Annotated in this window: 9 protein-coding genes and 2 pseudogenes; 9 read left to right on the top strand and 2 right to left on the bottom strand. The window is 73.1% G+C overall.

The window, feature by feature from the left end:
• Positions 1-279 carry an acyl carrier protein gene (locus Prum_RS03360; RefSeq protein WP_173073848.1) on the bottom strand — a complete coding sequence of 93 codons (279 nt, stop codon included), beginning with the start codon at positions 277-279 and terminating at the stop codon, positions 1-3.
• 364 nt (positions 280-643) lie between these two features.
• Between Prum_RS03360 and Prum_RS03355 the strand changes: the two genes are divergently transcribed.
• The 5 genes and pseudogenes from Prum_RS03355 to Prum_RS54870 all read left to right on the top strand — a co-directional run bounded on the left by Prum_RS03355 (position 644) and on the right by Prum_RS54870 (position 4,668).
• Positions 644-1,627 carry a ketoacyl-ACP synthase III family protein gene (locus Prum_RS03355; RefSeq protein ID WP_173073846.1) on the top strand — a complete coding sequence of 328 codons (984 nt, stop codon included), beginning with the start codon at positions 644-646 and terminating at the stop codon, positions 1,625-1,627.
• Positions 1,624-2,478 carry an SDR family oxidoreductase gene (locus tag Prum_RS03350; protein WP_173073844.1) on the top strand — a complete coding sequence of 285 codons (855 nt, stop codon included), beginning with the start codon at positions 1,624-1,626 and terminating at the stop codon, positions 2,476-2,478. The genes Prum_RS03355 and Prum_RS03350 overlap by 4 nt, the downstream gene beginning before the upstream one ends.
• Entirely contained in the window at positions 2,475-3,737 is a 1,263-nt protein-coding gene (locus Prum_RS03345) for a glycosyltransferase (protein ID WP_173073842.1), read from the top strand. The genes Prum_RS03350 and Prum_RS03345 overlap by 4 nt, the downstream gene beginning before the upstream one ends.
• Positions 3,734-4,402: pseudogene (locus Prum_RS03340) on the top strand (acyl-CoA thioesterase); the annotation flags it as partial. The gene Prum_RS03345 and the pseudogene Prum_RS03340, both read left to right, overlap by 4 nt.
• On the top strand, positions 4,333-4,668 hold the full coding sequence (locus Prum_RS54870) for a hypothetical protein (RefSeq protein ID WP_371871352.1): 336 nt from the start codon (positions 4,333-4,335) through the stop codon (positions 4,666-4,668). The pseudogene Prum_RS03340 and the gene Prum_RS54870, both read left to right, overlap by 70 nt.
• A 7-nt stretch (positions 4,669-4,675) precedes the next feature.
• On the opposite strand, the gene Prum_RS03335 is transcribed toward Prum_RS54870, so the two are convergent.
• Positions 4,676-4,855, bottom strand: a complete 180-nt coding sequence (locus Prum_RS03335; protein ID WP_173073840.1) for a sigma factor — start codon at positions 4,853-4,855, stop codon at positions 4,676-4,678.
• Between the two features lie 174 nt (positions 4,856-5,029).
• On the opposite strand from Prum_RS03335, the gene Prum_RS49155 reads away from it, so the two are divergent.
• The 4 genes and pseudogenes from Prum_RS49155 (at position 5,030) to Prum_RS03305 (ending at position 18,379) form a co-directional block, all read left to right on the top strand.
• Positions 5,030-10,147 (top strand): hemopexin repeat-containing protein, encoded by a 5,118-nt coding sequence (locus Prum_RS49155; RefSeq protein WP_218576988.1) that lies wholly within the window; start codon positions 5,030-5,032, stop codon positions 10,145-10,147.
• Positions 10,066-12,042 (top strand): annotated as a pseudogene (locus Prum_RS50790) (hemopexin repeat-containing protein); the annotation flags it as partial. The gene Prum_RS49155 and the pseudogene Prum_RS50790, both read left to right, overlap by 82 nt.
• Positions 12,043-12,128: 86 nt before the next feature.
• Entirely contained in the window at positions 12,129-15,224 is a 3,096-nt protein-coding gene (locus Prum_RS49140; protein ID WP_218576987.1) for a neuraminidase-like domain-containing protein, read from the top strand.
• Entirely contained in the window at positions 15,149-18,379 is a 3,231-nt protein-coding gene (locus Prum_RS03305; RefSeq protein WP_173073836.1) for a Tc toxin subunit A-related protein, read from the top strand. Before Prum_RS49140 ends, Prum_RS03305 begins: the two co-directional genes overlap by 76 nt.
• Positions 18,380-18,392 lie beyond the last annotated feature (13 nt).

Here is an 18,392-nt window from a genome sequence, read left to right as displayed (position 1 = left end):
CTACCTGCGCGCCCCGTCGGCCTGCGCGACCAACTCGGCCCGCTTGGCCACCTCGGCGGCGAACTCGCCGAGCGTCATGATGGCCAGGGTCTCGATGTCGTTGTCGTCGAACGTCACGCCGTACTCCTCCTCGATGCGCAGCGCGAGCTCGGACACGGCGAGCGAGTCGAGGTCAGCACCGGAGGGTCCAAGCATGGTCTCCGGACCGGTTTCGTCGGTGTAGAAGTTCATTTCCCGCAGTGACTGGATGGTGAACGCCATGACATCGTCGGCTGACATGGTTCAGCTACCTTCCACTGGACAAGGTGGAGTCAGTCGATAATGTTGAATTCTGCCACCGACGGCCCCCAGGACAATTGCGCCTTTCCGAAAACATTCCGAAATGCGTGGTCCGAAGCTATCAGCGGGTTGCCGGTCGGTCAACGCCGGGTTATACAGCCTCAACGCAGGCTGCAGCCGAAGCCGTGGCGAGATTCAAGCATTCCTCAGCCCGGCGTCGAGTCGGCCTGTACCGCGTTCATCCATATGGGCCATTAGAGTCTTTCCGAAAGGCGGATGTGGCGCTCTGGCCGGCCGATTTGGGGAGACGCGTTTGAAAGTCACCAACGTTTACCTCTCCGGGCTGGGTGTCTTTCAACCCCCCGTGTCGGACGCCGGACATGCCGCCCGGCGCGGCGAGTACAGCCCGGCCTCATACCTGGAGAACAGGCTGACCGGTGCCTGCATCGCGGGGGACATCTCGCCTCCGGAGATGGCCGTGCGTGCGGCCCGCCAGGCGCTGTCCCGTGCCGCTGCCGATCCTGCCCGGATCGGCCTGGTGCTGCACGCGACCATCTACACCCAGGGCCCCGAGATGTGGCTGCCCGGTCCGTACATCCAGCGGGAGATTGTCGGTACGTCGGCCCCCGCGTTCGAGATCCGGCTGGGCTGCAACGGAGTGTTCGCAGCGCTGGAGATCGCCGCCGGGCACCTGGCCGTCACGGCGGCAGACCAGACGGTGCTGGTGACCACCGCGGAGAACCTCGGCTCACCGCTGATCGACCGGTGGAACTCGGCCCCCGGGTTCATCCTGGGCGACGCCGGCAGCGCGCTGCTGCTGGACCGCGACGACGGCTTCGCCCGGCTGCGCGCCGTGGGCAGCGCGGCGGTGCCCGAGATGGAGCCGCTGTACCGCGGCGGCGAGCCGCTGTACCCGCCGCTCGTGCGGGAGGGTCGGACGATAGACATGCGCGAGCGTGCCGAGTACTTCCGGGACAACGTGATGTCGCTGACCGACGCCGCCGAGCTGAGGACCCGGGCACGGCTGGATCTGATCGAACGGACGCTGGACGAGGCGGACCGGAAGCTGGTCGACATGACCCGGGTCGTCTGCGGAAACTCCGCGGCCTACATGGTGCAGCAGGATCTGCTGGAGCCGCTGGGCATCGCGATGGAGCGCACCACCTGGCAGTTCGGCCGCGGCATCGGGCACACCGGCGCGAGCGACCAACTGCTGTCCCTCAACCACCTGCTGGTTACCGGGCAGCTCGCGGCCGGCGACCACCTGCTGCTGTTCAGCGGTGCGCCAGCCACGATGTCCTGCGCGGTCCTGGAGATCCTGGACGTCCCGGCGTGGGCACGGGCATGACCGCGCCCACCCGTACCTGGCTCATCACCGGAAGCTCGGCCGGTATCGGCCGGGCGCTGGTGACCGAGCTGCTCGCACGGGGCCAGACGGTGGCGGCCACCGCGCGCGATCCGCAGGCGCTGTCGGACCTGCGGCCGTCGTCGGGGAGACCACTGTGGACGGCACGGCTGGACGTCACCGACCCGGAGCGGATCCGGCAGGTGGTCGGCGACGCCGTCGACGCGCTCGGCCGCATCGACGTGGTGATCAGCAACGCCGGGTACGCGTTGTTCGGCGCGGCCGAGGAGGCCAGCCACGACCAGATCGAGCGGCAGATCCAGACGAACCTGACCGGGCCCATTCACCTGGCCCAGGCGGTGCTGCCGTACCTGCGCGCGCAAGGCCACGGGCGGATCATCCAGATCTCGAGTATGGCCGGGCAGCGCGCGGCCCCCGGCGCGGCGGTCTACTGCGCCACCAAATGGGGCGTGGAGGGCTTTTTCGAGTCGCTGGCCGCCGAGGTGAAGGGCTTCGGGATAGGCGTGACGATCGTCGAGCCCGGCACGGTACGCACCAGCTTCCTCGACCGCGGCAAGGAGGTGGCCGCCGCGTTGCCCGCCTACGCGGGCACCCCGGTCGCGATCATTCGCCGTCGGGTCGAGGACGGTCGCCTGTCGTGCTGCGGCGACCTGGCGAAGATGGCCGGCGCCATCGTCGACGTCGCCACGCGTCCGACCGCCCCGCTGCGGCTAGCGCTCGGCAGCGACGCGTACCGGCTGATTCGGCGCGGGCTGACGGCGCGCCTGGCAGATCTGGAAGACCAGAAGCACATCGCGCTCTCCACCGACCTCAATGGAGGGATCGCATCATGACGCGCATCGCCGTCCTGGCGCTCGGCACCCGCGGTGACGTGTACCCGCTGACGGCGCTCGCCGCCGAGCTGGCCCGCCGCGGCCACCAGGTACGCATCGGTGTGTCGCCCAACCTGGTGGACATGCCTCGGCGGCTAGGGCTCGACGTCGTACCGGTCGGGTGGGATCAGCAGAAGATAATGCAGTCCGAGCGCGGCCGGGAGTGGGTCACCATGACCGACCTCGACGCCTTCCTCCGGCGCTCGCACGAGACATTCCAGGAGCACGGCGAACGGTTCGGCGAAGAGGCGATCGAAATCAGCGCCGGCTGCGAGGCCATCATGTGCGCCGTGGTCAGCGAGCAGTGGGCCACGGCGCTGGCGGAGGCGCGCGACGTCCCGCTCATCGCGTACGACCTCACGCCGGCCCGGCCGAACGACGTGGTGCCGCATCCGCTGGTGACTCCCGATCCGCTGCCGGACCCCGCCGCGAACCGGGCGACCTACGTGAACTTCGCTCGACGGGCCTGGCGGTTCCGGCGCGACCAGGTGTTTCGGTTCCGCCGACGCCTCGGGCTCGCACCGATGCCGCCGCGCCCGACGCACCTCCGGCGGCCGCTGGAGCTGCAGGGCTACAGCCCCACCCTGGTCCCGGGCCTGACCTGGGATGCCTACCGGCCGATCGTCGGCGACCTGCGGTTGACCCCGCCTGACCTGCGCCGCGTCGGTGTGTCCACACTCGACCCCGAGCTGGCGCGGTGGCTGGACGCGGGCGAGCCGCCGGCATTGATAACGTTCGGCAGCACGCACGTGCCCGATCCGGCCGCGATGCTGGCTGGCATCGGGCGGGTCTGCCGGTCGCTAGGCTTGCGTGGCCTGGTGGTCACCGGTTGGGGCCTGTCCGGGGTCGAGCCGTCCGCGACACCGGAGCTGCGCGTTCTGCGCTATGTGGACTATGACGTCGTGCTGCCGCACTGTGCCATGGTGGTGCACCACGGCAGCGCCACCATCACCGCCGCCGGCGTGCGCGCCGGCATCCCGACGATGGTTTGCTCATCCTTCGCCGACCAGCCGTTCTGGGGCCGGCAGCTGGAACGGCTCGGTGCCGGCGTCCACATCCGGTTCACCGACCTGACCGAGGAAGCGTTGCGGTCAGGCATGTCCCGCCTGACGGCGGATCCGGTACGGCGGCGTGCGGCACAGCTCGGCGAGCGGATGCGCGCGGAACCTCATGGGACGCTGGTCGCCGCCGACGAGGTCGACAAGTACCTCGCGGTATGAGCGGCGGATCAGCCGCGGTCGACCGCGGCCGGGCGGCCGTCGACGAGTTGGTCGGGCTGCTCGACCTGGCAGCGGTCGAGCCCGCCGGCGCGCCGACCACAATGGATCCGTTGGTCCCCCTCGCCGGCGTGTTCATCGGTCGCGGCGCGGCGCGTGGGACCACTCGCCGGTACGGAGGGCTCATCGCCGCCCAGGCGCTGGCCGCGGCCGGACGCACCGTGAAGTCCGGTCGACCGGTGCACTCGCTGCACGCGTACTTCACCCGCCCAGGTGACAGCCGCCGACCGATCACCTACCGGGTCGAAACCCTTCGCGACGGCCAGTCCATGTCCACCCGGCGCGTGGTGGCGATCCAGCGCGACACACCGATCTTCTTCCTGACCGCCTCGTTCCACGACCCGGGCAGCGGGCTGGAGCACGAGCAGCCCGCGCCGAAGGTCCCTGCACCGGACGAGGTGCCGACGCTGGCGCAGCTGCTCGCCGACGCGCCACGCACCCTGGCCGCCGTGGAGCACATGCTCTTCGCGTTCGACGCCAGGTACATCGGACCCCCACCCTGGGAGCAGAAGGCCGGGGAGCAAGCGCTCGACGCGCCATGCCGGGCCTGGGTGAGGGTGGCCGGCACGCTGCCCGACGACCCGTTGGTACACGCCGGCGCGCTGACGTTCATCTCGGATCTGCCGCTGCTGCTGGATTCGATGGTGGCCGGGCACCGGCAGGCATGGGGCCGGGTGACGCTGGCGTCAGCATCGACCACACGGTGTGGTTTCACCGGCCCTGCCGGGCGGACGAGTGGCTGCTGTACGACTGCCGCAGCCCGTGGGCGGCGTCCGGTCGCGGCCTGGCGACCGGACGCCTGTACGCGATGAACGGTGACCTGGTGGCCACGGTGGCCCAGGAGGGCCTGCTCCGCTGGCGCGGTGGCGCTTAGCGGCGGGCTACTGCTTAAGGCAGGGTTCACCGACCCGGACCCGGTCCATGGACCGCCAGGCCACCAGGAACACCTCACCCACGACGTCCGCGGCATCCTGCCGACCAACCCGCCACGTCGCGTACGCGTGAATGTCGTCAGCATGTCGGCGGAACAGCTCGGTCAACCGCTCTTCCCGTTCTCGCATGGCACCTCCGAAGATCGCCTCGTCGCGGGTACTTGTCGGCTGCACCGCCACGGATTACAGGAACCGGCCCGAAATATTCGACGCCGACGGTCCGCATGCCGACACCGGCGTATCAGGGCGCGGCCGGTGGGCTCCTCGGCCCATTCCGGTGATTCGCTCCTCGGGAGGACACCTATGCGCCCGGACGGCTCTCTGCCCAGCTACGACACGCTCTTCGGCGACCTCGACTTCCGGGCGGCCGACGAGTCACGGTCGGTGTACTCGCCGGCCGCCTACCTCGCCGACCTCCTCCAACTCGCCGACGACTGCGCGACCGGTACCGCGGACGGCACCGGCGACCGCCTGGGCGAGCGCCGGCGGGACCTCGCCGAGGTCCCGCTCGACGGGGTGAACAGCTACACCGAGCTGCCGTACCTGGACGTCGTCAACGAGGTGCTCGCGAAGCAGCTCACCGGCGGCGACGCCGACGCGTTCGAGCGGCTCGCCGGGCTGCGGTACCCGTTCGGCGCGCCGTTCTCGCTCGGCCACGAGCGGCTCCGGGTGTTCCTGCGCGAGCTGGGCGTGGACCCGGTCGAGCTGTACCGGCGGTTCACCGCCCGCCCGGCCCCGGACGTCGTCGCCCGCGAGTACCTGGGCCTGACCCCCGCGGACGTCGCCATGGTCACCACGGTCCTCGCCGACGGCCCCGACCTGCGCGACTGCTACCACCTGGACGACACCGCCGACGCGTTCGAGCGGCTCGCGGACGTCGACCTGTTCCGCCACGCCGCCGGCCTGACCGGGGCCGAGCTGCGGGAGCTGCTCGCGACCACCGCCGTCCACCAGGGCGGCCCCGCGGTGTCGCTCGACCCGGTCGAGCGCCGGCTGGTGGTCGCGGACGCCACCGAGCCCGTGCCGGCCGGCTGGTACGACCGGGTGAACCGCTTCGTCCGGCTGGCCCGCCGCACCGGAATGTCCTTTGTGGACCTCGACCTGGTGGTGCGGACCTGCTGCGGCGGCCGGATCGACCCGGCGGCGCTGCGGCACCTCGCGGTGGTACGCCACCTGAGCCAGACCCTGGACCTGCCGATCGACGTCGTAGTGAGCCTGGTGGCGCCGCGGGAAGCCCTGGCCGACCTCGCCGGCACCGGCGACATCCTGGCCGCCGCGAACACCGAGTACCGCCGCCGGGTCGCCGCCGCGGTGGGGCTGACCGAGCGGGACCTGACCGCCACGGTCGTCCGGTACCGCGACCGCCGGGCCGGCCCGGTCTGGGGCGGCGCGGACACCGGCCTCGCGGAGTTGTCGCTGCTGCACCGGATCGCCCGGCTCAGCGCCGCGCTGCAGATCCCGGTCGCCGACCTGTTCGGGGTGCTGGACGCGCTGGCCAGCGACCCCTCGATCCAGCGGTTCAACACCTTCCCGATCCTCATCGCCACCGACGTCAACGGCACCGACTACGAGCAAATCCTGGCCGGTGGCGACGTCGGGGCCAGCCTGTGGCTGCTGCAGACCCTCGTCGCCGTGGTGCGCTGGACCCAGGCGACCGGCATCGCCGCCGCCGACCTGGCCGGCATCCTGCGCGCCGGCGGCCCGGCCGACGACGAGGCCGACCAGGCCCTGCTTTCCAGCCTGGCCGAGCGGTTCGCGGCCGTCGAGCCGACCGCCGAGGTGTTCGAGTCCGAGCGGTTCGGCCCGCGGGCGGCCCAGGTCATCCACGACGTCGCCGCCGAGGCCGCGGCCGCCGAGCCGGGCAGCGGGCGGCTGCTGCGCGTCGAGCCCGACCGGGTGACCGCGACCGCGCACGCGGCCCTCGCCGAGCTGGGCGTGGTCGCGAGCAACGACTTCCTCGGGCTGGGGCTCGCCGATCGGCTCATTACCAAGATCTACACGAACCTCATGCTCGCCGGCCACCTGGCGGCCGGCGGCACGGTCGTGCCGGAGCGGATCCCCGAGCCGGCCGACGAGCTGCGCCTGTGCGGCGAGTTCGGCCCCCACCGGGAGGCGCTGTTCAAGCTGATCGCCGACCTGTGCGCGGCGGCCGGCAGCCCGTCGTGCTACCCGTCCGACCTCGCCGCGCTGCCCGACCTGACCGACGCCGAGCGGGCCGAGCTGTACGACAACCTGATCTTCAACGGCGACCTGGACCCGTCCGGCGCGATCCGGCGGCCCGACTTCTTCGCCGACCCGGACAACGTCGCGGCGTTCACCGCCGACGCCGACCTTGGCGACGTGGCGGCCGACGTGCACGACCTGCTGGTCGACCGGCTCATCCGGTTCGCCGCCGACCGGCCCGCGCTCGACCCGGCGATCCTCGCGGGCCTGCCGCTCGGGGACCAGCAGCGCGCTAGCCTCGTCGACAGCCTGCGGTTCAACGGCCACCTCGACGCCGACGACCGGTACGCCGACCCGGCCGCGCTCGTCGACCTGGAGCTGGCCGACCTGCGCCTCGCCGTGGAGTTCCACCCGTACCGCCGCCGGGTGCTGGACGCCATGCGGGCCCAGCTCATCGACGCGCGCGCCGCCGCGTACACGGTGACGCCGGACGACCTGCGCGACCTGGCCGACGCGGCGGCCGCCCGGCGGGTCGCGGACCTGCTCGCGGACGCCCACCTGCGGGACGGCCGGCTCACCGACGAGGCCGTCGCGCTGCTCGCCGACCCGGCGGCCACGCTGACCCTGCCGGCGTTCACCGAGGCCGAGAACGCCACCATCGCCTACCAGCTCGGGGTCGTCCTGGACGACGCCCGCCCGTACCGGCTGGACCTCGACGCGCTGGCCGCGCTCGGGTTCACCGCGGACGAACGCCGCCGCCTGGTGGCCCAGCTGGTCGACGCCGGTCATCTCACCGACGACCTGGCCGTCCCGGCGGACCGGGTGGACTACTTCGGGTACGCCCCCAACGCGGCGGACTTCGCCCTGCCCGGCCTCGCCGACTTCGCCACCGACATCTTCTTCCTGCTGCACGCCGTGGCGACCGAGCTGGCCGCGGGCGCCGCCCACATCGCCGCCGTGCTCGCGCGGACGGCGACCGAGCAGCGCGCGGTCCTGCTCGACACCCTCCAGGACGGGCTCGGCGTGCCGGCGGGCACGGCCGGGGCGATCTGCGACGCCGTCGTCGGCGGCGGCGGTCGCGCCCTCGACCTGCTGGTAGAGCCCCTGCTCGACGACCCCGAGGCGGCCGCCGCGGACCCGGACCTGCGCCGGGCGCTGCGCCGCATGCGCGGCTTCGCGCGCTTCGCCACGGCGCTCGCCCTGCCGGCCGACGAGGTGTCCGCCGCGTTCCTGGACCAGGAGCTGGCCGCCAAGTTCCCCGAGCCGCTCGCGCTGCCGGCCGGCGTCGACCGGATCGACGCGCTGCTGTCCAGCGGCGACGGCAACGTGTACGTCTTCCACGGCGCCGACGTCTGGGTGTACTCCGCCGCCACCCACGACCTGGTCGAGCAGCGGCCGCGGTCGCTGTCCGCGCTGTCGCCGGCGCTCGCCGCCCTCACCGGCGTGGACACCGCGTTCACCGACGCCACGGGCGCGGAGTGGATCGTCGGCCGGGACGCAGCCGGCGCGCCGCACACGTTCGTCCGGCAGCCCGACCACCCGCGGTGGCTCGCGTGGGCGCACGAGTGGGGCGTGGTGGCGAACGCGTTCGACGACCCGGCGCGGATCGACGCCGCGTTCGTCGACGGCGGCGGGCGCACCTACCTGTTCCACCGCGGCCAGTACGTCCGGTACAGCGGCGACGACCACACCCACGTCGACGAGGGGTACCCGCGGCCGATCAGCGGCTGGTGGGAGACCGAGGGGCGCACCACGCCGCTGCCGGCACGCTTCCGCGAGTCGCTGGACGCCGCGTTCCACGGCCGCGACGACACCACCTACCTGTTCGCCGGTGACAGCTTCCTCGCGGTCCGGGACGGTGCCGTCGCGCAGCCGGTCGCCGGCACCTGGGGCCGGATCGCCAACGCGATCGCCGCCGCCCCCCAGATCGACGCGGCCTATGTGGACGGTCCCGCCCTGTACGTCTTCGCCGGCAACCAGGTGATGCGGTACTCCGCCGGCATCGAGGCCGGTGGCGCCGTCGCCGACGAAGGGTATCCGCGGCGCATCGAGGCGCAGCTCGGCGACGTGCCGGCCGAGTTCGAGGGCGGCGTGGAGGCGGCCTTCGCCGACGGCTCGGGGGTCACGCACCTGTTCCGGGACGGTCGCACCGTCGCCCTCCGGGGCGGCACCGCCAGCGCCGCCGCGACCGGGCACCGGTGGGGGCGGCTGCACCCGGCCCTGCCCAGCGGCGCCGTCGACGCCGCGCTGGTCGGCCTGGACGGCTGCACATACCTGTTCAGCGGCGACACGTACCTGCGCTACTCCGGCGCGGACTACTCCATCGTGGACGCCGGCTACCCGCGCCGCATCGCCGGCGACTGGGAGGGTTTGCGCCGGGTGGACGCCGCGTTCGTCGCCGACGGGGCGACGCACCTGTTCGGGGCCGGCGGGGCGACGCACCTGTTCGGGGCCGGCGGCCTGCTGTTCGACGTGTCGGTCGGACCGGATGCCGAGGAGCTCGACGCGGGCCGGCTGCCGTGGAGCCTGCGCCAGCGGTTGCAGGCGCACGGCATCTCGGTCGCCGACGGCGCGGCCGTGTCCAGCCAGGGCACACAGTGGAGTGTCGCGGCGGAGCGCGGCATCGGGCTGCTGCTCCGCCGGGCCGGCGAACGCCTGGAGGTGCACTGCGCACCGCAGACCGAGGTCGCCTTCCACGTGCGCTACTCCACAAAGGACTACGCCGCGGCCGACCCGGGGTATCCGCGGCCGCTGACGGACAACTGGTGGAACCTGCCCGAGGAACTGGTCGGCGCGGACGCCGCGTTCGCCCGCGTGGACGCCGTGCTGACCGGCCGGGACAACCGCACCTACCTGTTCTCCGGCGGCCGGTTCATCGTGTACGACAACAAGCGCCGCTGGTGGTCCGAACCGCGGACGCTGGCCGAGCACTGGGACAGCCTCCCCTTCGACCGCGTCGACGCCGCGTTCGTCGGCGCGGACGGGCGGACCTACCTGTTCTCCGGCGACCGGTACGTGCGCTACTCCACCGCCGACCACAGCCGCGTGGACGACCGGTACCCGGCCGCGATCACGCCGTTCTGGGCAACGTGGTCAACAACATCGCGCGGACCGGCCGGGTCGACGCCGCGCTGGTCACCGGCGAGCACACCTACCTGTTCTCCGGCGACCAGTTCGTGCGGTACACCCGGGCGGAGGGCGGGAGCCCGTACCCCGAGGACCCGGGACTGGTCGACATCGGCTACCCGCGCAAGCTGAGCGCGCTGGCCCAGGAGCCGCGGCTGCACAACCTGCGGACCACCGTGGACAGCGTGTCGGCCGCGTTCGCCGACCGCGGCACCGTGTACCTGTTCAGCGGCGGCCGCTGCCACGCGGTGTCCGGCGCCGCCCACCGCCGGTACGACGACCTCGCCGCCGACGCGGTGGGGTGCGCGTTCGTCGAGGACGGCGCGGTGTGCGTGGAGCACCCGGACGGCTGGTACCGGTACAGCGCGCTTGAGGGCACGGCGGTGGCCCGGGAGCCGGTCCGGCCCCGGCTGCTGCGTTCGCTGCCGGCGCAGCGGCGGACCGGGCTCGACGCGGTCCTGCGCGGCACCGACGGAAACACCTACCTGTTCCAGGGCACGACGTGCGTCAACGTCGAGCTGGGCCGGGAGTACCCGCTCGCCGAGGAGTGGGGCCGGCCGCGGAACGCCGTCTACCACGAGAACGCCGTGGACGCCGCGTTCGTCGGGTCGGACGGCCGCACGTACGTGTTCCGCGGCGACCAGTTCGTGACGTACACCGGCGACGCGTACCTGGACGCCGAGGTCGACGGCGAGCCGCGCACGATCGCCGACCACTGGGGCGGGCTGGACCGGGTGGCCCTCGCCTACGTCCGCGACGGCGTCACCTACCTGTTCGAGCCGCCGGACCCGAGCGGCATCATGCGCTACGTCGCCTACTCCGGCCCCGGCTACGCCCGGCCCGACGAGGGGTACCCGCGGACGGCGGACGCGACGTTCTGGGACGTGCCGGACGAGCACCGGCCGGACGGCTTCACCCTGCCGCGGGCCGTGCTGGGCAGCGGCACCAGCACGCTGCTGCTGACCGGCGAGGTGTGCCTGCAGCACAACGACGCCACCGGCACCTGGTCGTACCCGCGGCCGGTGGAGCGGTTCTGGCGCGGGATCGGGCCGGTCGACGGGCTCACCGCCGCGTTCACCGGGCGCGACGGCGCCACCTACTTCTTCTTCGCCAGTGGCGAGTTCGTCCGCCACGACGGGCGGTCCGCGGGCGCGCGGGACCAGATCCGCGCGCGCTGGGCCCGTACCCGCAACAACTTCCTGGCCGCCACCGGCGAGGACATCGTGGACGCGGCCGTCGTCCACCGGGGCGTCACGTTCCTGTTCTCCGGCGACCAGTACGTGCGCTACAGCGGAGCGGACTACCGGTACGTGGACCCCGGCTACCCGAAGCCGATCGTCGGCAACATCCGCGCGGAGAAGGCGTTCGCCGGGCTGCCGGCCGCGGTGGAGGACGACCTGGCGGAGCGGCACGCCGCCGGCAGCCGGTCCATGGTGGACGCCGCGGTGGCGGACGACCGCACGGTCCACCTGTTCGTCGGGCGCACCTGCCACGCGGTCTCGCACGAGTTGGCCGCCAGCTACGACCCCGGCATCCTCGGGCGGGTCCGGAACACCGTCGCCGACCGCGGGCGGGTGGACGCCGCGCTGGTCGCCGGCGAGCACACGTACCTGTTCTCCGGGGACCAGTACGTGCGCTACACCGGCGGCGACTACACCCGGGTCGACGACGCCTACCCGCGTACCATCGCCGCCGGGCTGCCGGGCGAGCTCGGTGCCGCGGCGCTGCCGGTGGAGTTCGGCGACGGCATCGACGCGGCGTTCCGGGACGGCGACGGCAGCACCTACCTGTTCGCCGGCGGGAGCTGCGCGCGGATCTCGGATGGCGCGGTCACCGTCACGCCGATCCGCGGCGCCTGGGGTGTGGTGCGCAACGCGTTCCGCGGCGAGCGGGCCGGGCTCGACGCCGCGTTCGTCGCCGCCACCGGCGAGCTGTACGCGTTCGCCGGCGACCAGTACGTGCGGTACGCCCGGGGGCAGCTCGCCACCGTCGAGGCCGGCTACCCGCGGCGGATCCGGGACGCCTGGGGCGACCTGCCGGCGGCGTTCGAGCGGGGCGTCGACGGGGCGTTCCGGTTCGCCGGCCGCACCTACCTGGCCCGCGGGACGACTACGTGCGCTACTCGGGCGACCGGTTCGACACCGTCGACCGCACCTACCCGCAGCCGTTCCGGTACCGCTGGTCCGGCGCGGCCGACTACCGCCCGAGCGACCTGCACACGATCGCGCGGTTCGCGGCGCTGGCCCGTACCCGCCGGGACGCCGACGGCGGGCTCGCCACGTTCGTGCTGCCCGGGCGGCGCGTGCTGACCGACCCGTACGCCCACCTGGCCGAGCTGTTCGGCTGGGACGGCGCCGAGGTCGCCTGGTGCCGGCGGAACGTCCGGCTGCTGACCGGCGCGGCGGCCGGCGGGCCGGACGGGGCCGACGGCGACCGGCTGGAGCTGGAGTTCCTGCTGGAACTGGCCGACCTGTTCGCGCTCGCCGACAAGCTCGGCACCGGTCCGTCCCGGGCGTACACCGACATCTGGACCCGCGTGCACGGCGCGGCCGACCCGCACGGCGCGGCCGACGCGCTGTACGAGCTGCTCGCCCGCCGCGCCGGGCCGGAGCGGTGGCCGGTGCTGGCCCGCCAGCTGCACGACGAGCTGAACCTGCGCAAGCGGGACGCGCTCGTCGCGACCGTGCTCGCGGACGCCGGCGGCACCAGCCGCGACCTGTTCGCCCGGTTCCTGATCGACGTCGACATGGGCGCGAAGGGCAACACCTCGCGGGTCCGCGAGGCCATCGCGGCGGCGCAGCTGTACCTGCACCGGTACCTGCTGAACCTGGAGCTGCCCGGCGGCGACGAGCAGGCCCGGCAGCGGGTCAAGGCGTGGTGGCGGTGGATGCGCAACTACCGGGTCTGGGAGGCGAACCGCAAGGTCTTCCTGTACCCGGAGAACTACCTGCGGCCGGAGCTGCGCGACACCAGGACGCCCGCGTTCCGGACGCTGGAGAGCGACCTGTTGCAGGGCGAGATCACCGCCAGCACCGTGGAGCGCGCGTACAAGCGCTATCTCGACGAGTACACCGAGGTGTCCCGGCTGACCATCGCCGGCGGCTACGTCTACACCAAGGACCAGGAGCCCGGCGGGGCGCGGCGGCTGGTGCTGTTCGGCCGGACCAGGACCGACCCGCGGCGCTACTACTACCGGCGCGCGGAGTTCGCCAGCCGGGAGAAGCTGTCCGCCACGTGGGAGCCCTGGCAGCCGGTCGAGGTGCAGATCGACGCCGACCAGGTGCACCCGGTGCACGCGTTCGGCCGGGTGTTCGTCTTCTGGGCGGTGCCCGAGGTGGTCGCCGCCGACGACCCGACCGGCACGACCGTCGTGGCCCGCACCGACGGCGACCAGCAGCACATCACCGGGCTGGGGCAGACCCAGCGGATCCGGATCTGCTACTCGTTCCACAACCTCACCAAGGAGTGGGCACCCACTCAGACGCTCGGCACCGGCCGAGCCGAGCCCGGCGCCATCTCCGACGTCACGCTGCTGCTCATGCCGCGCATGAAGAACGCCGACCAGATGTCGGTCGTCGTGTCCTGCTCGTACACCGTGACGACGCCGCCCGCACCCGGCGCCACCGGGGACGCGGCACGGCCCACCGTCCGGCGGGCCGCGGCGCTGTTCGAACTGAACCCCGAGCTGTACAGCGAGGACCTGATGGCCGGGGACGCCGCGGCGGCGCCGGACCACGGGCAGGTGCTGGCCGTCATGACGGACATCGAGGCCGCCCGCGACCAGGCGGCCACCGCCGAACGCGTCGCGCGCATCTTCGTCGACCCGGTGGACCCCGCCGACGTGGTGCGGTTCGACGCCCCGAGCGGCTCGGAGTTCTGGTTCAGCGTCGACCACAAGGGCGGCAGCTTCCTGTGCCGCCCGGTCCCGGTGGCCGGCACCGAGGGGACGCGGCTGCCGCTGATCTCCAACCGGGACCGGCTGCCGCAGTGGCCGCGGGTGGACGCCGCCGTCGAGCTGCCCAACCGCAAGCGGTTGTTCTTCGACAACGCGGAGCGGCGGTTCCTGCTGACCCCGACGCGCGGCGAGCTGGGCGACCCGGAGCCGACCGGGTCCGCGTGGGGCCGGGTCCGCACGGTGCTTGCCGAGCCGGGCGCGGTCGACGCGGTCATCGTCCGCGGCGAGCGGACCTTCGTCCTGGCCGGGCACCGCTACCTCCGATTCACGGGTACGCCGTTCGGCGCGATCGACGCCGACTACCCCGCTGACCTCGCCGGCAACGACGACGGCCTGCCCGACTGGCCGAAGGTGGACGTGGCGTTCACCGGCCCGGACGGGGTCGAGTACTTCTTCGACAACACCCGCGACCGCTACGTCACCTCGCAGGACCTGGACAAGCCGCGCCCGATCGCCGAGTTCTGGCGGCGGCCCGGCCTGCCGGACGGGGTCACCACGATCGACGCCGCCGTCGCCGCCGACGGCGCCACGTTCCTGATCTCGGGCGACCGGTACGTCCGCTTCGCGCGCCCGTCGACGCCCCGGCGCCCGCGGCGGCCCGGCAAGACCGCCGCCACCGCCCCGGTCCCGGCGACCGACCCGAGCTACCCGCGCCCGCTGGCGGACAACGACGACGAGCTGCCGACCGACTTCCGGATCGCCGCCGGCGTGCTGCGCAAGGGCATCATGTACTGGTTCGACAACGACCGCCGCGAATACCACGAGGTCGCGCCGGACGGCACCCGGACCACCCGCCCGACGTACGGGCACAGCGCCCTCACCGAGACCGGCCGGGTCGACGCCGCCTGGGTGGCGGCCGGCCGCCTCTACCTGACCACCGGCCTGGAGTACGTGCGGTACACCCTGCGCCCGGACGGCTCGGTGCCGCCCTTGGTCGACGACGGCTACCCGGCCGCGCTGCCGTGGCAGATCGACACCGCGTTCCGGCGCGAGGACGACCTCTACTTGTTCTCCGGCGACCGGTACGCCCGGATCGACGCCGAACGGGAGCCGGCGGACCTGCCGGACCCGCTGCCGGTCGCCGGCGCCTGGGGGAACTGCCCCGGGACGGGGCGCCGCCGTTCGACGCCGCGCTGGACAGCGAGTCGGGCCTGTACCTGTTCGTGGACGGCGAGTACGTGCGGTACTCCAAGACCGTGCCGGTGCGCCGGCCGTACGAGCTGGCCGGGCTGCCGTTCGAGATCATCCGGCTGACCACCGGGACCGCCTCCGCGCTCGGGCACAAGCTGCTGTCCGGCGGCGTGCCGGCGCTGCTGGACCTGGCCACGCAGGAGACCGACGAGGTCGCGGTCACCACCGACCCGGCCGCCACGGCCGCGATCCGGGTACGCCCCGGCCTGGTCGACGCCACCCGCCTGCCGACCGGATCGCACCTGGACTTCCGCAGCGCCAACGGCCTGTACTACTGGGAGATCTTCTTCCACGCCCCGTTCCTCATCGCCCAGGCGCTGAACGGCGCCCAGCGCTTCGAGGACGCCAAGCGGTGGTACGAGTACGTCTTCGACCCCACCCACCCCGACTCGTACTGGCGGTTCCTGCCGTTCCTCGCCGTCGACCTGGACGCGCTCGCCAGCGCGCTGACCGGCGACCTGGCCGCGCTGCGCGACGCCGGCCTGCCCGAGGAGCCGGTGGCGGCGGCGCTGGCGCCCGTCCTCGCCGCCATGCGAGCGCTGGCCCCGGCCGTGGCCCAGAACCGCGACCCGGTCACCGAGCAGGAGCGGGCGGCGCTGCTCGCGGTCACCGCGCCGGCGGCGCACGAGGAGGTCGCCACGGCGGTGGCCGACCTGGCCGCGCGCACCGACCTCACCCCGGCGCAGCGCGACGCCGTCGCCGCGCTGCGCGAGCACACCCTCATGGCGGCCGACCTGGCCAAGCAGTTCGACGCGCTCGGCGACCGGGAGAACCTGCTCACGGCGTACCGGGACGACCCGTTCGACCCGCACGCGATCGCCGACCTGCGCCCGGTGGCGTACCGGCGGGCCGTCGTCATGCGGTACGTCGACAACCTGCTCGACTGGGGCGACCTGCTGTTCCGGCAGTACACGCCGGAGAGCGTCGACGAGGCGCGGATGCTCTACGTCCTCGCGTACGACCTGCTCGGCGAGCGGCCGGAACGGCTCGGCACCGGGCTGCCGGCGCCCGCCGCGTCGTACGCCGGCCTCGACGCCGAGCCGGGCGACCTCGACCTGGTCGGATACTTCACCAGCGGCGGCACCATGGTGACCGGCGCCGGCGCGGTACACGCCGGAGTCGCCAACGCGTACTTCCACATCCCCGAGAACAGCGTCTTCGACGAGTACTGGGCGCGGGTCGAGGACCGGCTGCGGAAGATCCGGCAGTCGCTGAACATCATGGGGATCAGCCAGCCACTGCCGCTGTTCGAGCCGCCGATCGACCCGATGGCGCTGGTCCGCAGCGTCGCCGCGGGCACCGGGCTGGACCAGCTCACCGCGGGGGCGGCGGCGCCGGTGCCGCACTACCGCTTCGCGGTCGTGTTCCGCCGGGCCCAGGAACTGGTCGACAAGCTGCGCCAGCTCGGCTCCGACCTGCTCAGCGTGCTGGAACGCGGCAGCGCGGAGGAGCTGAGCCTGCTCCAGCGGCGCCAGGAGCAGGAGATCCTGACGATGACCCGCGCCGTCAAGACGGCCCAGATCCGCATCGCCGAGGAGAACCTCGCGGAGCTGACCGCCAGCCGCGACGCCGCGCAGCAACGCGTGGGCCACTACGAGACGCTCATCGCCGGCGGCATGAACGAGCTGGAACGGGCCCAGGTCGACCTGATGTCCACCGCCGCGAGCCTGCACTTCGCGTCCGGCGTGCTGAAGGTCGCGGCCGCCATCGCGTACGCCGTGCCGGAGTTCCACGCCGGCCCGTTCATCATCGGCACCACGGCCAGCGGGCGGCAGCTCGGCGACACGCTGGACAAGGCGGCCGAGACCGGCGAGTCGCTCGGCGAGGGGTTCGGCATGGTCGGCGAGGTGCTGGGCATCCGGGCACAGCACGAGCGCATGGTCGAGGACTGGGACCTGCAGCTCGCCACCGCGCGCAGCGACATCACCGAACTGGAGCACCGCATCGGCGGCGCCACCGAGCAGGTCGCCATCGCCCGGCGCGAGGCGGACCTGCTCGAACGCGAGATCGCGCACAACGAGTCGGTGGCGGCGTTCCTGACGGACAAGTTCACCAACGCCGAACTGTACGGCTGGATGTCCGGGACGCTGGCCGGGCTGTACTTCCAGGCGTACAACCTCGCCTACGAGATGGCCCGGGCGGCCGAGCGCGCGTTCCACTTCGAGCACGGCCGCACCGCGGGCGAGGCGACGACGTTCATCCGGCCGGCGTACTGGCAGAGCCGCCGCGGCGGGCTGCTCGCCGGCGACAGCCTCGCGCTGGACCTGGAACGGCTCGGCAAGGCCCAGTTCGACACCGGCGGCCGCGGCCTGGAGATCACCCGCCAGGTGTCGCTGCGGGCGCTGGACCCGATCGCCCTGCTCCGCCTGCGCGACGCCGGCGGCTGCGAGTTCACGCTGACGGAGGCGCTGTTCGACGACGACTTCCCGGGGCACTACCGGCGCCAGATCCGCACCGTCACCGTCACGTTCCTCGACCCCGACGGCAACACGCTGGCCGTGCCCGCCACGCTGACCCAGCTCGACCACAAGACCGTCCTGGAGCCCGACCCGCAGGCCGTCCGGCACCTGCTCGACCCGCAGGGCGCCCCGCCGGCCGCCGTACGCGGCGACTGGCGGGCCAGCCAGCAGATCGCACTGTCCGAACCGGACGGTGGCCGGGACAACAACGGCCTGTTCGAGCTGCGCTTCGACGACGACCGCTACCTGCCGTTCGAGGGCACCGGCGCGGTGTCCCGCTGGCGGCTGGCGCGCGGCGGCCGGGCCGTACGCGACCTGGCCGACGTCGTGGTGACCGTGAAGTACACGGCCGAGCAGGGCGGCGAGGTCTTCGCCAACGCGGTGCGGGGGCTACTCAAGCCGCACCCGGCGGCGCGCCTGTTCGACCTGGCGCGCGACTTCCCCGACGAGTGGGGCGAGTTCCTCGCCGGCGACGACCCGCGGCTGGCCCTGCCGTTCACCACGCAGATGTTCCCGGACCTGGCCGGCTCCCAGATCACCGGCATCTACCCGACGTACGACCTGGTGGACGGCGCGGTGACGCGCCTGGTGCTGGGCGGTGACCCGGCACAGACCCTGTCCGAGGGGAAGCTGCTGCCGACCCCGGGCCTGACGCTCCGGTCGACCGCGCCGTCGGCCTGGACGTTCACAGTGGACGGTGCGAAGGAGAACTTGCGCAACGTCGGCCTCGTGCTGACGTACCAGGCCCGCGTCCAGTAAGGGAGCGAGAACG

The sequence above is a fragment of the Phytohabitans rumicis genome, from assembly GCF_011764445.1.
In the GTDB taxonomy this organism is placed as follows: Bacteria; Actinomycetota; Actinomycetes; order Mycobacteriales; family Micromonosporaceae; genus Phytohabitans; species Phytohabitans rumicis.
Note: the sequence above shows the minus strand (reverse complement) of the source record. Positions and strands in the feature narration are given on the sequence as shown.